General features: G+C 60.9%; 12 protein-coding genes. 6 read left to right on the forward strand and 6 right to left on the reverse strand.

The genetic code is table 11. The annotated features are described in order from the left end of the window. The first annotated feature begins 201 nt into the window (after positions 1-201). A complete protein-coding gene (locus ACKLNA_RS24095) occupies positions 202-1497 on the forward strand; it encodes an NCS2 family permease (protein ID WP_064599583.1) in 1296 nt (431 codons plus the stop codon). Continuing rightward, positions 1494-2573, forward strand: coding sequence for a tRNA (uridine(54)-C5)-methyltransferase TrmA (gene trmA, locus ACKLNA_RS24100; RefSeq protein WP_085712227.1), 1080 nt, complete (start codon positions 1494-1496; stop codon positions 2571-2573). The genes ACKLNA_RS24095 and trmA overlap by 4 nt, the downstream gene beginning before the upstream one ends. Before the next feature lie 55 nt (positions 2574-2628). On the opposite strand, the gene ACKLNA_RS24105 is transcribed toward trmA, so the two are convergent. Then, the gene (locus tag ACKLNA_RS24105; protein WP_408987309.1) at positions 2629-3075 is read right to left on the reverse strand and encodes a hypothetical protein; all 447 of its coding nucleotides are present in this window, start codon (positions 3073-3075) and stop codon (positions 2629-2631) included. Continuing rightward, positions 3072-3500: a DUF4160 domain-containing protein gene (locus ACKLNA_RS24110; RefSeq protein WP_408987310.1), complete on the reverse strand. Its 429-nt coding sequence runs from the start codon at positions 3498-3500 to the stop codon at positions 3072-3074. The genes ACKLNA_RS24105 and ACKLNA_RS24110 overlap by 4 nt, the downstream gene beginning before the upstream one ends. A gap of 203 nt (positions 3501-3703) precedes the next feature. Between ACKLNA_RS24110 and ACKLNA_RS24115 the strand changes: the two genes are divergently transcribed. The 3 genes from ACKLNA_RS24115 to ACKLNA_RS24125 all read left to right on the forward strand — a co-directional run bounded on the left by ACKLNA_RS24115 (position 3704) and on the right by ACKLNA_RS24125 (position 6047). Beyond that, positions 3704-4615 (forward strand): LysR substrate-binding domain-containing protein, encoded by a 912-nt coding sequence (locus ACKLNA_RS24115; protein ID WP_408987311.1) that lies wholly within the window; start codon positions 3704-3706, stop codon positions 4613-4615. Between the two features lie 131 nt (positions 4616-4746). Continuing rightward, complete coding sequence (gene aroQ, locus ACKLNA_RS24120) at positions 4747-5187, forward strand: type II 3-dehydroquinate dehydratase (RefSeq protein WP_011336043.1); 441 nt, start codon at positions 4747-4749, stop codon at positions 5185-5187. Positions 5188-5192: 5 nt separating this feature from the next. Further along, complete coding sequence (locus ACKLNA_RS24125) at positions 5193-6047, forward strand: shikimate dehydrogenase (RefSeq protein WP_408987312.1); 855 nt, start codon at positions 5193-5195, stop codon at positions 6045-6047. A 33-nt stretch (positions 6048-6080) separates the two neighbouring features. Here the strand turns inward: ACKLNA_RS24125 and ACKLNA_RS24130 are convergent, their stop codons facing one another. Then, positions 6081-6758, reverse strand: a complete 678-nt coding sequence (locus ACKLNA_RS24130) for a TetR family transcriptional regulator (protein ID WP_114885674.1) — start codon at positions 6756-6758, stop codon at positions 6081-6083. 102 nt (positions 6759-6860) lie between these two features. After that, positions 6861-8762: a 3-dehydroshikimate dehydratase QuiC gene (gene quiC, locus ACKLNA_RS24135; RefSeq protein WP_408987313.1), complete on the reverse strand. Its 1902-nt coding sequence runs from the start codon at positions 8760-8762 to the stop codon at positions 6861-6863. A gap of 272 nt (positions 8763-9034) precedes the next feature. Between quiC and ACKLNA_RS24140 the strand changes: the two genes are divergently transcribed. After that, entirely contained in the window at positions 9035-10372 is a 1338-nt protein-coding gene (locus ACKLNA_RS24140) for an MFS transporter (protein ID WP_114885678.1), read from the forward strand. A gap of 42 nt (positions 10373-10414) precedes the next feature. Here ACKLNA_RS24140 and ACKLNA_RS24145 read toward each other — a convergent pair whose 3' ends face one another. Both ACKLNA_RS24145 and ACKLNA_RS24150 read right to left on the reverse strand, forming a co-directional pair. Beyond that, positions 10415-11293 (reverse strand): DMT family transporter, encoded by an 879-nt coding sequence (locus ACKLNA_RS24145; protein ID WP_408987314.1) that lies wholly within the window; start codon positions 11291-11293, stop codon positions 10415-10417. A 145-nt stretch (positions 11294-11438) separates the two neighbouring features. Beyond that, complete coding sequence (locus tag ACKLNA_RS24150; RefSeq protein ID WP_408987315.1) at positions 11439-12215, reverse strand: IclR family transcriptional regulator; 777 nt, start codon at positions 12213-12215, stop codon at positions 11439-11441. Between the last annotated feature and the right edge of the window lie 115 nt (positions 12216-12330).

The following is a 12330-nucleotide window of genomic DNA, read 5'->3' on the forward strand; positions in this document are numbered from 1 at the left end:
TCAGCGCGCAGTATGGCGGGTTTGGCCGCGACACAAAACTTCGCCGACGATCGAGCCCAACATCCGCCATATTCCTCACGCTGCTGGTATGATGCGCGGCTTTTTCCGGCCCACCACAATTTTCCAGGCGCTTGCGACGGTCTGTGCTTTGCTGTTGAGGTCGATACATTCACGGCGCCACGCGCGCCACGGGGAGCAGACATGCTGGAAAGGCTGTTTCAACTCAAGGCACACAACACCAACGTGCGGACCGAGATTCTGGCGGGCGTCACGACCTTCCTGGCCATGGCCTACATTCTGTTCGTCAACCCGAGCATCCTCGGCGAGACCGGCATGGACAAAGGCGCGGTGTTTGTCGCCACGTGCCTTGCGGCTGCCATCGGCTCCACGGTGATGGGCCTGATCGCTAACTACCCGATCGCCCTCGCGCCGGGCATGGGCCTGAACGCCTTCTTCACCTACACCGTCGTGCTGCATATGGGCCACACCTGGCAAGTGGCGCTGGGCGCGGTGTTCATCTCGGCCGTGTGCTTCTTCCTGCTGTCGATCTTCCGCATCCGTGAATGGATCATCAACAGCATTCCGCTGCCGCTGCGTTCGGCGATTGCCGCCGGTATCGGCCTGTTCCTGGCGCTGATCGCCCTGCACAACGCCGGTATCGTGGTCAGCAACCCGGCGACCATGGTCGGCCTCGGTGACCTGAAGCAACCGGCTCCGATCCTCGCCACCCTCGGTTTTGCCCTGATCGTTGCCCTTGAAGCCCTGAAAGTGCGCGGCGCGGTGCTGATCGGCATTCTCGCGGTGACCATCGTCTCGATCGTGATGGGCTTCACCCCGTTCGGCGGCGTGACCTCGATGCCACCTTCGCTGGCCCCGACCTTCCTGCAACTGGATATCAAGGGCGCACTGGACATCGGTCTGGTCAGCGTGATCTTCGCCTTCCTGTTCGTCGATCTGTTCGACAACTCCGGCACCCTGATCGGCGTCGCCAAGCGCGCCGGCCTGATGGGCAAGGACGGCCACATGCCGAAAATGGGTCGTGCGCTGATCGCCGACAGTACGGCGGCAATGGCCGGCTCGCTGCTGGGCACCTCGACCACCACCAGCTACATCGAATCCGCTGCAGGCGTGAGTGCCGGCGGCCGCACCGGCCTGACCGCTATCGTCGTCGCGATCCTGTTCCTGCTGGCGCTGTTCTTCTCGCCACTGGCTGCCAGCGTGCCGGCCTTCGCCACCGCGCCTGCCCTGCTGTTCGTCGCCGTGCTGATGACTTCGGGCCTGGCGGAAATAGACTGGGAAGACATCACCGTTGCCGCGCCGGTCGTGGTCACCGCCCTGGCGATGCCTTTCACCTATTCCATCGCCAACGGTATCGCCTTCGGCTTCATCGCCTGGACTGCGATCAAACTGCTGTCCGGCCGCGCCCGTGAGCTGAACCCGGCGCTGGTGATCCTGTCGATTCTGTTCGTGATCAAGCTGGGTTGGTTCAACGCATGACTTTCGATTCCCAGGCCTACGCCGCACAACTCGAAGACAAGGTCACGCGCCTGCGTGATCTGCTGGCCCCGTTCGACGCACCGGAGCCAACGGTGTTCGACTCGCCTTTGCAGAACTTCCGCCTGCGCGCCGAATTCCGCCTGTGGCGCGAAGGTGGTGAGCGGCATTACGCGATGTTCTCGCAGGATGACAAACGCACGCCGATCCTGATCGAAGAGTTCCCGATCGCCAGCCTGCGCATCAACCAGTTGATGCCGCAATTGAAGGCGGCCTGGCAGGCCAGTGCGGCGCTGAGCCACAAGCTGTTTCAGGTGGAGTTTCTGACCACCCTGGCCGGCGACGCGATGATCACCCTGTGCTATCACCGCCCGCTGGACGAGCACTGGCACGCGGCGGCCACCAAGCTGTCGGCGGACCTGGGCGTCAGCATCATCGGTCGCTCCAAGGGCAAGCGTGAAGTGCTCGGCCTTGATTACGTGGTCGAGAAGCTGGAAGTCGGCGGTCGCACCTTCAGCTATCGCCAACCGGAAGGCGCGTTCACTCAGCCCAACGGCACCGTGAACCAGAAGATGCTCAACTGGGCATATGAAGCACTGGGCGATCGCAGCGACGATCTGCTGGAGCTGTACTGCGGCAACGGCAACTTCACCCTGCCGCTGGCGACCCGCGTGCGCAAAGTGCTGGCCACCGAAATCAGCAAGACCTCGGTCAACGCCGCGTTGAGCAACCTGGCCGAAAACGCTGTGGATAACGTCACCCTGGTGCGCCTGTCCGCCGAAGAGCTGACCGAAGCCCTGAACGAAGTTCGCCCGTTCCGTCGCCTGCACGGCATCGACCTGAAGAGCTACGAGTTCGGCAGCGTGTTCGTCGATCCGCCACGGGCCGGCATGGACCCGGACACCTGCGAGCTGACCCGTCGCTTCGACAACATCCTGTACATCTCCTGCAACCCGGAGACCCTGGCGGCCAACATCGCCCAACTGCACGACACGCACCGCATCACCCGCTGCGCGTTGTTCGACCAGTTCCCGTGGACCCACCACATGGAATCCGGCGTGCTGTTGACCCGACGTTGATCGCAGGTGCCAGAAACAAGAAAGCCGTCCTGACCGACGGCTTTTTTGTGCCTGTTCATGGCACGGGATCGACTTTGCGCGGGCGCCCGCCCTTCCTGCCGTTGGCCCGTGCGGCTTCAGCTTTCGCGGTGCTGCTCTGGCGGCCATTTCGGGAAGCGATCACCGAGGCTGCCATGGCCATCAATGGCTGGCTGGCCGAGATCATGCCGGCGATAGAAACCTGCAGGTCCTTGCCGTCATGGCACAGCGCGGTACCGGCAAAGCCGATGTTCAATCCGGTGAAGTCTTCCGGTTCGAAATCATCGAATTCGCGGTAGAGATTCACCGGCAGCAGCACGCCGCTGTCGTCCTCGAAGTGAATCACCAGACACGGTTTCTGAAAGACCACCGACACGGCTTGCAGGCTGCTGCGACGACGCACGCCGCCACGGTCGACGGCCTCGTCCAGACGTTTTTCCGTGACGGGGCGATCCGCGTGCAAGCCGGCTTTGACTGTTTTCATAGTTCGATCTCCACACCTTCCCGAGCACCGACCAGGGCCAGCAGGGTTTTGTTTTCTTCTGGTTCGTAATACGCCGATCCGATTCTGAAAGTCGCACCGGTGACTTCACGCATGACGGCCACTTCGTTCGAGTCCCCGTCCCACCATTGGTTATCGAGACACGCCGTCTGCAAACGAGACCACCAGATTCGGCGGGCCCGCCGCAGATGATCCGTTTCACGCAGCGACTGACGCAGCCCCTCAAGCAATGCAATCGGTGGCCGTCGCGACAGGGGCACTACATCCCATAACTCCACGCCGTTGTGCCAGAAGCTGAATTTGAAGCGGGCACTCCATGCACCTGAATCTACGTGCGCATGAGGCGGACAATGTTCGTCACGCAACATGATCACCACAGACAGCCCTTTGTAACTGCATACCTTCATGCTAACCCATCCGTTAGGTTTAAGAGTTTCAACATTTGCCATTCCCTGGCAAATCCGACCACCGGTGCCAACGCCTGCTGTGGCCGTTACCTTTCGAGACTAGTGCGGGAGCCGCAAAAGCCGCGGGCAAAATGGTAAGCAGTTCTTTCGCAGAGGCCGCGCATTTGCTACATACGAAGACTCATTCCCCGGTGTAATCAATCATGCAGCGACACTTCGACGATCTTCAGCTGGGCAGCATCGAGTTGTTTTGTCTGGCGGCCGAATGCGGCAGTTTCACCGCTGCGGCGCAGGCGGCTTCGGTGACGCCGGCGGCGGTGAGTCGCTCGGTTTCGCGCATGGAGGAACGCCTGGGTGTGCGGTTGTTCGCGCGCACTACCCGCAGCGTGAAACTGACCGACAGCGGCCGGCGCTATTACGAAGAATGCCGTCAGGCACTGGCGCAACTGGTGGAGGCGCAACGGGAAGTCATGGGCCAGCAGCAGGAACCGTCCGGCACCCTGCGTATCAGTATTCCTACAACTTACGCCCATCACCGGATCCTGCCGCTGCTGCCGGCCTTTCGCGCGCGCTTTCCGCAAGTGAAGGTCGAGATGCACATCAGCAATCGCAACATCGACTTCGTCGGCGAGGGTTACGACATGGCGATCCGCGTGCGGGCGATTCCCGATTCGGGTCTGATCGCCCGACACCTGGAAGATGCGGCGCTGGTGATGGTCGCCAGCCCCGATTACCTGAAACGCGCCGGCTCGCCGCAGACCCTCGAAGACCTCGAACAGCACGAGTGCATCCAGTACGAATTGCCCAGCAGCGGGCGGCGGATTACCTGGCTGTTTTACGAAGAGGACGCGCCAAGGGAAGTCCTCGGCGAGGGTAATTTCTGCTGTTCCGATGACGTGCTCGGTGGCGTGACCCTGGCCAGACACGGCGCCGGGTTGTTCCAGACGTATCGCTTCATCGTCGAAAAAGAACTGGCCGACGGCTCGCTGGTGGAAGTGCTCAAACCCTACAGCGGGCGCTCGCGACCGTTCACTCTGCTGTACCCGCAGAATCGCCATATGCCACTGCGCGTCAGGGCCTTCATCGATTTTCTGGTCGAGCAATTGCCGCGTTAATGTCCGATGACCGAACACAAAACGGCGCAGCGACCGTTGATCAATTGATTAAAGTAACCATCTAGTACAATTTAACTCCACAGGTCGAAACCCTCGGCCCAAGCCAAAAACAATAAGTGGAGTTTGCCCTCATGCCCCCTATCGTTCTGGTGCTCAACGGCCCGAACCTGAACCTGCTCGGCACCCGTGAACCGGCGACCTACGGTCACGAAACCCTGGCCGACATCTCTGCCTTGTGCGGGCGCGCCGCCGAAGAATTCGGCCTGGCCGTGGAGTTTCGCCAGACCAACCACGAAGGCGAGTTGCTCGACTGGATTCACGGCGCCCGCCAGCGCTGCGCCGGCATCGTCATCAACCCGGCTGCCTGGACACACACCTCGGTAGCGATCCGCGATGCCCTGGTCGCCAGCGAATTGCCGGTGATCGAAGTCCACCTGTCCAACGTCCACGCCCGTGAGCCATTCCGTCATCACTCATTCGTCTCGGCCATCGCCACCGCCGTGATGTGTGGCTTCGGCAGCCACGGCTATCGGCTGGCCCTGGAGCATTTCAGCCAGCGGTTGAAGGGGTGATCCGCATGAACCGCAACAACGTGATACTCGCCGGGCTGATCGGCGCCGGCATTCAGGCCTCCCGCACTCCGGCGCTGCATGAACATGAAGGTGATGAACAGGGCCTGCGTTACCTGTATCGACTGATCGATCTCGATCAACTGCAACTGGACAGCAACGCCCTGCCCGACCTGCTGCTGGCCGCCGAGCGCATGAACTACACCGGGCTGAACATCACTTTCCCGTGCAAGCAGGCAATCATCCCGTTGCTCGATGAGTTATCTCCCGAAGCGCGGGGCATCGGCGCCGTGAACACGGTGGTGTTGAAAGACGGCATACGCGTCGGCCACAACACCGATTGCCTGGGTTTCGCCGAAGGTTTTCGTCGCGGCCTGCCAGACGTCGCCCGCGAGCGTGTAGTCCAGATGGGTGCCGGTGGCGCCGGTGCAGCGGTAGCTCACGCCTTGTTGAGCGAAGACGTACAGCAACTGAGCATTTTTGATGTGGATTTCGAGCGGGCCGAAAGCCTGGCCAACAACCTCAACCAGCATTTCGGCGCTGGTCGGGCCTTGGCCGGACACGATCTGACTAGCACGCTGAGCCACGCTGACGGGCTGGTAAACACCACGCCGATGGGCATGGCCAAACTGCCGGGCATGCCCGTGCCGGCAGCATTGCTGCGGGCGGAGCTGTGGGTGGCGGAGATCGTGTATTTCCCGCTGGAAACCGAACTGCTGCGCAACGCCCGCGCCCTGGGTTGCCGAACCCTGGATGGTGGCATCATGGCGGTGTTTCAGGCGGTGAAAGCGTTTGAACTGTTCAGCGGCGTGGCGCCGGATGCGCAACGAATGCTGGCGCACTTTCAAAGCATGAAAGGATAAAACCGTGAGGGGGCAGCGCCCCCTCGACGCCGGTCAGGCCTGCAGGTAGCGCAGCACCGATTCGCAAATCATCTCGCGATGACGCTGTTTGATGGTTTCGTCCGGCAGGTCGATCTGAAAGATCTCACCAAAGGTGTGGCGGTTCGACACGCGATAGAAGCAGAACGAACTGATCAGCAGATGCACATCCAGCGCATCGAGCCCGGCCCGGAACAGGCCTTCAGCAGCGCCCCGCGCCAGAATCTCACCCAACGAATCAAGAATCGTATTGTTCATCGCCTTGATCGCATCGGAACGCTTCACGTACTCGGCGTTGTGGATGTTTTCGATGCAGACGATGCGCACGAAATCGACGTTGCGGTCATGGTGGTCAAAGGTGAATTCCACCAGACGGCGGATCGCCTCTACCGGTGGCAGCTCGGCCAGGTGCAGACGGTTTTCGGTGCTGCGGATATCGCCGTAGAGCTTCTCCAGTACCTCGACGTACAACTGCTCCTTGCTGCCGAAGTAGTAATAGATCATGCGCTTGGAGGTGTGGATACGCTCGGCAATCGCATCGACGCGGGCACCGGACAGGCCCTGCTGGACGAACTCGACGATCGCTTCCTGCAGGATGTTCTCGCGGGTTTTTTCCGGGTTGTTCTTGCGACTCTTGCGCGGCTCTACCGCTGATGAAACGGGGGCTGCGGAAAGTTCTGAAGTCATTGTCATTGCGGGCTCACGGCCATCACTGCACAGGCTGGCGATTATGGGCCGCGCGGCACAGTGAAGGAAGCCGCGAGGCCCGTGTTTAATCCCGCGTTTACGAATTTCCTACAACTTCGCCTGGCGAACAGCGCCACTGCGTGCTTTGGCCATCGCCGCCAGTCGAACCGCGACGTTGGCCGCGCCATAACCGGCGTAACTGTTCTTGCGCTGGATGATCTCGAAGAAGAAGCGCCCTTCGAACGGTTCGGTGTAGACGTGAAACAACTCGCCGCCCTGAGCATCGCGGTCGTAGAGCACGTTGTAGTACGCCAGCTCGCTGAGGAACTCGTCATCGAAATCGAAACGCGCCGCGAGGTCATCGTAATAGTTGAGCGGAATATCCAGCAGTGGCACGCCCGCCTCTTTCGCACGACTGACCTGCGCAAAGATGTCGTCGCAATCGAACGCGATGTGATGCACCCCGGAACCGCGATAACTCGACAGCGCGTGTGAGATCGCGGTGTTGCGGTTCTCGGAAATGTTCAGCGGCAGACGGATCGAACTGTCGCGACTGCGCAGCGCACGACTCTTCACCAGACCGTACGGATCGGGCAGCACCACTTCGTCGTCAGCCTCGAAATCCAGCAGGCTCTTGTAGAACAGCACCCAACTGTCGAGGCTGTCCGCCGGCAACGCCATGGCCATGTGATCGATGCGTTTGAGCCCGCCACTTGTCACCGCGCCCGGCAGCAGATTGAAGTCGGTGCCGTAGACATCCGCCTCTTCATCCACCAGATAGATCAGGCTGCCATCCGGCGCACGCACTGCTGCCAGCTCCAGTTCATTGGGGCCGACCAGTCCGCGATACGGCTGACCTTTATAGGCAACGGCGCGGGCCAGCGCACTGGCGCTGTCCTTGACTCGCACGGCGGTGGCACACAGCGACGGGCCGTGGGCCTCGAAGAAACTGTGGCCGAACGAATAAGGCTCGGAGTTGAGGATCAGGTTGATATCGCCCTGCCGCAGCAGACTTACACTTTTCGAACGGTGCTGCCCGGCCTTGACGAAACCCAGCCGCTCCAGCCAGTTCGACAGCTTGGCACCGAGGGCTTCGTCGACGGCGAACTCCAGAAACTCGACGCCGTTGTACTCGCTGGCCTTCGGCGTTTCGAAGAGGATTTCGCGGTTATCCACAGGGCGGATTTCCTGCTCCAGACGCTGGCGGGTTTTCTCCTCCAGATACAGCAGCGAACGCAAACCGTCGGCGGCATTGGCCCGAGGCGGCGCGGCACGGAAGCCATCGTTGAAGATTTCCAGCGACAGCGGCCCGGTGTAGCCACTCTGGATGATCGGCGCGAGGAAACCCGGCAAATCGAATTCGCCCTGCCCCGGGAAGCAGCGGAAATGCCGGCTCCACTCCAGCACGTCCATGGCCAGGATCGGCGCGTCGGCCATTTGCACGAAGAAGATCTTGTCGCCGGGAATCTCGGCAATCGCCCATGGATCTCCCTTGAGCGACAGGGTGTGAAAGCTGTCGAGCAACACGCCGAGGCTTGGGTGATCGGCCTGACGCACGATGTCCCAGACCTGTTGATAAGTATTGACGTGACGGCCCCAGGCCAGAGCCTCGTAACCAATGCGCAAGCTTCGGGCACCGGCGCGCTCGGCCAGCAGACGCAGGTCGTCGATCAAAATCTGCTGATCGCCGACACTGTCGGGAGAAGCATTGCTGCAGACCAGCACCAGGTCGGTGCCCAGTTCCTGCATCAGATCGAACTTGCGTTCGGCCCGCTCCAGATTGCGCTCCAGCCGATCGCGGCGGCAGCCTTCGAAATCGCGGAACGGCTGGAACAGGGTGATGGCAATCCCGAGGTCGGCGCACATCTGCCGGATTTCCCGGGGGCTGCCGTCGTAATACAGAAGATCGTTCTCGAAAATCTCCACCCCGTCGAACCCGGCGGCGGCAATGGCTTCGAGCTTTTCCGGCAGGGTTCCGCTCAAGGAAACGGTGGCAATGGATCGCTGCATGTTTCAACTCCCGGTGGAGACGTCGGCTACGGGGATTGCGCCGCTTTTATAAGGTGAGCGAATTATTGGTCCCGGTTTTTCTTTGAGCAATTTAAACTGTACTACCCGGTTAGTTTTTCGTGCGATTATCGAACACAATGCCGGTTTGGCGAATTGACGATTTTTCGCCCACTGCCCAACATCCCTTTCACCTTGAGTCCGGATCTGAACCACCGGTCGCAGCGTGCACAAGAAAGCACACCAAATAACAAATCCAAAAACGGGTGGAACACATGATTCCTTCACAGACTTCCCGCATGGCCCCTGCCATGAGCACTGCCACGGGTGGCATCGGCGACAAGATCCGCGGCGCCATGGCCGTCGGCAAGACCCGTTGGGGCATGCTGGCACTGGTGTTTTTTGCCACCACCCTGAATTACATCGACCGCGCCGCCCTCGGCGTCATGCAGCCGATCCTCGCCAAGGAAATGAGCTGGACGGCGATGGACTACGCCAACATCAACTTCTGGTTTCAGGTCGGCTACGCCATCGGCTTCGTGCTGCAAGGACGGCTGATCGACCGGGTGGGCGTGAAACGCGTGTTCTTCTGCGCGGTGCTGCTCTGGAGCCTGGCCACCGGCGCCCACGGCCTGGCGACCTCGGCGGTGGGCTTCATGGTCTGCCGGTTCATCCTCGGTCTGACCGAAGCGGCCAACTACCCGGCCTGCGTGAAGACCACGCGCCTGTGGTTCCCGGCCGGCGAGCGTGCAGTGGCCACCGGCATCTTCAACGCCGGCACCAACGTCGGTGCGATGTTCACCCCGATGCTGCTGCCGTTGATCCTGCATGTGTGGGGTTGGCAGGCCGCGTTCCTGTGCATGTCGGCACTGGGCGGGATCTGGCTGCTGTTCTGGGGCCTGAAGTATTTCAACCCGGAAGATCACCCGAGCGTGAAACAGTCGGAGCTGGACTACATCCAGAAAGAAGTCGAACCGGAACAGGCCCGCGTGCCGTTCTCGCGAATCCTGCGCATGCGCGGCACCTGGGCCTTCGCCCTCGCCTACTCGCTGACCGCACCGGTGTTCTGGTTCTACCTGTACTGGCTGCCGCCGTTTCTCAATCAGCAATACAACCTGGGCATCAACGTCACCCAGATGGGCATTCCGCTGATCATCATTTACGTCACCGCCGACTTCGGCAGCGTGGGCGGCGGGATTCTGTCTTCGTTCCTGATCGGTCGCGGCATGAACTCGATCAAGGCGCGGCTGTTGTCGATGTTCCTGTTCGCCTGCTGCATCATCGGCGTGGTCATGGCCGCCGGCTCCGCCAATCTGTGGATCGCAGTGGCCGCCATCTCCCTGGCCATCGGCGCGCACCAGGCCTGGACCGCCAACATCTGGAGCCTGGTGATGGACTACACGCCCAAGCACATGATGAGCACGGTGTTCGGTTTCGGCGGCATGTGCGCGGCGATCGGCGGGATGTTCATGACCCAGATCGTCGGCCATATCCTGACCGTCACCAACAACAACTACACCGTGCTGTTCACCCTGATCCCGGCGATGTACTTCATTGCGCTGACCTGGATGTACTTCATGGCACCGCGCAAGATTCCTACGGTCACCGAATAACCTTCCTGCACTGACCGGCCTGATTTCAGGCCGGTCACGCCTTCAGCGTCGGCTTTGCTGCCACGCCGCCGCCAGTCCGCTGCAACAGATCACCGCGATCCCGATCACCGTCATCAGGGTCGGCGTGTGCGCGAACAGCAACCAGCCCAAAAGCCCCGCAAAAACGATCTGGCAATAACCGAACGGCGCCAGCAACGCCGGCGCCGCGTGGCGGAACGCCTGGGTCAGAAATAGGTGTGCCGTCATCCCGCACGTGCCCAGCGCCAACATCAAAAAAGCGTGCCCAAGGCTCGGCACCTGCCAGAAGAACGGCACCAGCGCACTCATCACCAGCGTGTTGCACAACCCGGCGAAAAAGTTGCTGGTGGTCGGGCTGTCCACCTCGCTGAGCTTGCGGGTGAGCAGTTGATAGAAGCAGAAAAACAGCGCCGAGCAGAACGGCAACAGAATCGCCGGGGTGAACAATTCGCCACCGGGATGGACGATGATCAGCACGCCGACAAACCCGCAGATCACCGCGATCCACTGGCCGCGCGTCACCCGCTCCTTGAGCAACGGCACCGACAGCGCCGTCACAAGCACCGGCGCGAGAAAGTTGACCGAAGTGGCTTCGGCCAACGGGATGTACAGCAGCGCCGTAGTGAAAAACAGACTGGTGCCCAGCAGGCACAACGCCCGCGCCAATTGCCATAACGGGCGTTTGGTGCGCAGCACACGCAACCCGGACTGCGGCAGGAAAATCCCCGCCATCAACAGCGTGTGCACCAGATACCGCGCCCACACCACCATGACGATCGGATAAAAACCCGAGAGGTATTTCGACAGCGCATCGTGGCTGGAGAACAGGAACGTCGCCACGACAATCAGCAAAATCCCCTTGAAGGGTTGGTTGACGCCGGAAAGCGGTGTGCTGACGGTCATTGGCGATCTCTGGAATTCAAAATGAGGAAAGAGCCTCCAGCGATAATTTAGAACCCGGTTCCAAATTCTCACACCCTTCAAGCCAAATTCTGTGCGATCAACGCACAGCTTTACAGACAACCCGATCTCGCTTGCCGTTGCACGGCTAAACGAACAACTCCGAAGCCAGGCTCGCCGCCGATAACTCTTCGGTAAACCTCAACAACAGCGGCGCCAGTTCGTGCAACCTCGCCCTCGGCAGCCGCGCACTCGGCCCGGCAATGCTCAACACCCCAATCACCCGGCCATCGGCAGGATGCCGCACCACGGCAGCAATGGCCGATGTGCCCACCGCCGAGCTTTCTTCAACACAGGCGTAACCCTGTTCCCGCGCCACCCGCAGATGTTCGAGCAATTCAATGTTGGTTCGCGGTGCATTCGGTCCGATATCCGCCGGCATTTCGGCGGCCTGACGTTCAACCAGCGACAGGGCCTCGGCATCACTCATGCTCGCCAGCCACGCATGGCCGGACGCGGTGTAGAACAGCGGTGCGTCGCGGCCCATGTCCGGGTCGTAGCGCAAACCGCTGCGCGCGCCCTGTGACTTGGCGATCCAGGTCTGGCGCTCGCCATCAGTGACGCCCAGCCGCACCAGTTCGCCGGTTTCCTGCGCCAGTCGATCAAGCACCGGCTGCACGATATCGGCACCGCTACTCGACAAATAACGAAAACCCATCGCCACCAATTTGGTCGACAAGTGATAACGCAGGGTTTCCGGGTTCTGCCGCACATAACCCAGCCGGGACAATTCGGCGAGCAAGCGGTGGGTCGCACTTTTCGGAATCTCGATTTGTTCCGCGAGAGTTTGCAGCGGCAGTCCGCGCGGCTCGTGGGTAAGGCTTTCGAGCACGCTGAAAACCCGTTCGATCTGACTGCCGGCCATGGTGCGATCCCAGTGAAATTTTGCCGATTCTAAAATACATATCACTGATTGCGAAATCTGGAACCGATCGCTCGATAATCGCCCCCTTTCTCGGCTGACGAGTTGCTGATGCAGG

Source organism: Pseudomonas sp. UV AK001 (assembly GCF_046097675.1).
GTDB lineage: Bacteria > Pseudomonadota > Gammaproteobacteria > Pseudomonadales > Pseudomonadaceae > Aquipseudomonas > Aquipseudomonas kribbensis.

Coding starts and splice junctions, on each gene's coding strand:
- ACKLNA_RS24095 (WP_064599583.1), top strand. CDS start 202: ATGCTGGAAAGGCTGTTTCAACTCAAGGCACACAACACCAACGTGCGG.
- aroQ (WP_011336043.1), top strand. CDS start 4,747: ATGCCCCCTATCGTTCTGGTGCTCAACGGCCCGAACCTGAACCTGCTC.
- ACKLNA_RS24105 (WP_408987309.1), bottom strand. CDS start 3,075: ATGAAAACAGTCAAAGCCGGCTTGCACGCGGATCGCCCCGTCACGGAA.
- ACKLNA_RS24140 (WP_114885678.1), top strand. CDS start 9,035: ATGATTCCTTCACAGACTTCCCGCATGGCCCCTGCCATGAGCACTGCC.
- trmA (WP_085712227.1), top strand. CDS start 1,494: ATGACTTTCGATTCCCAGGCCTACGCCGCACAACTCGAAGACAAGGTC.
- ACKLNA_RS24145 (WP_408987314.1), bottom strand. CDS start 11,293: ATGACCGTCAGCACACCGCTTTCCGGCGTCAACCAACCCTTCAAGGGG.
- quiC (WP_408987313.1), bottom strand. CDS start 8,762: ATGCAGCGATCCATTGCCACCGTTTCCTTGAGCGGAACCCTGCCGGAA.
- ACKLNA_RS24130 (WP_114885674.1), bottom strand. CDS start 6,758: ATGACAATGACTTCAGAACTTTCCGCAGCCCCCGTTTCATCAGCGGTA.
- ACKLNA_RS24110 (WP_408987310.1), bottom strand. CDS start 3,500: ATGAAGGTATGCAGTTACAAAGGGCTGTCTGTGGTGATCATGTTGCGT.
- ACKLNA_RS24125 (WP_408987312.1), top strand. CDS start 5,193: ATGAACCGCAACAACGTGATACTCGCCGGGCTGATCGGCGCCGGCATT.
- ACKLNA_RS24115 (WP_408987311.1), top strand. CDS start 3,704: ATGCAGCGACACTTCGACGATCTTCAGCTGGGCAGCATCGAGTTGTTT.
- ACKLNA_RS24150 (WP_408987315.1), bottom strand. CDS start 12,215: ATGGCCGGCAGTCAGATCGAACGGGTTTTCAGCGTGCTCGAAAGCCTT.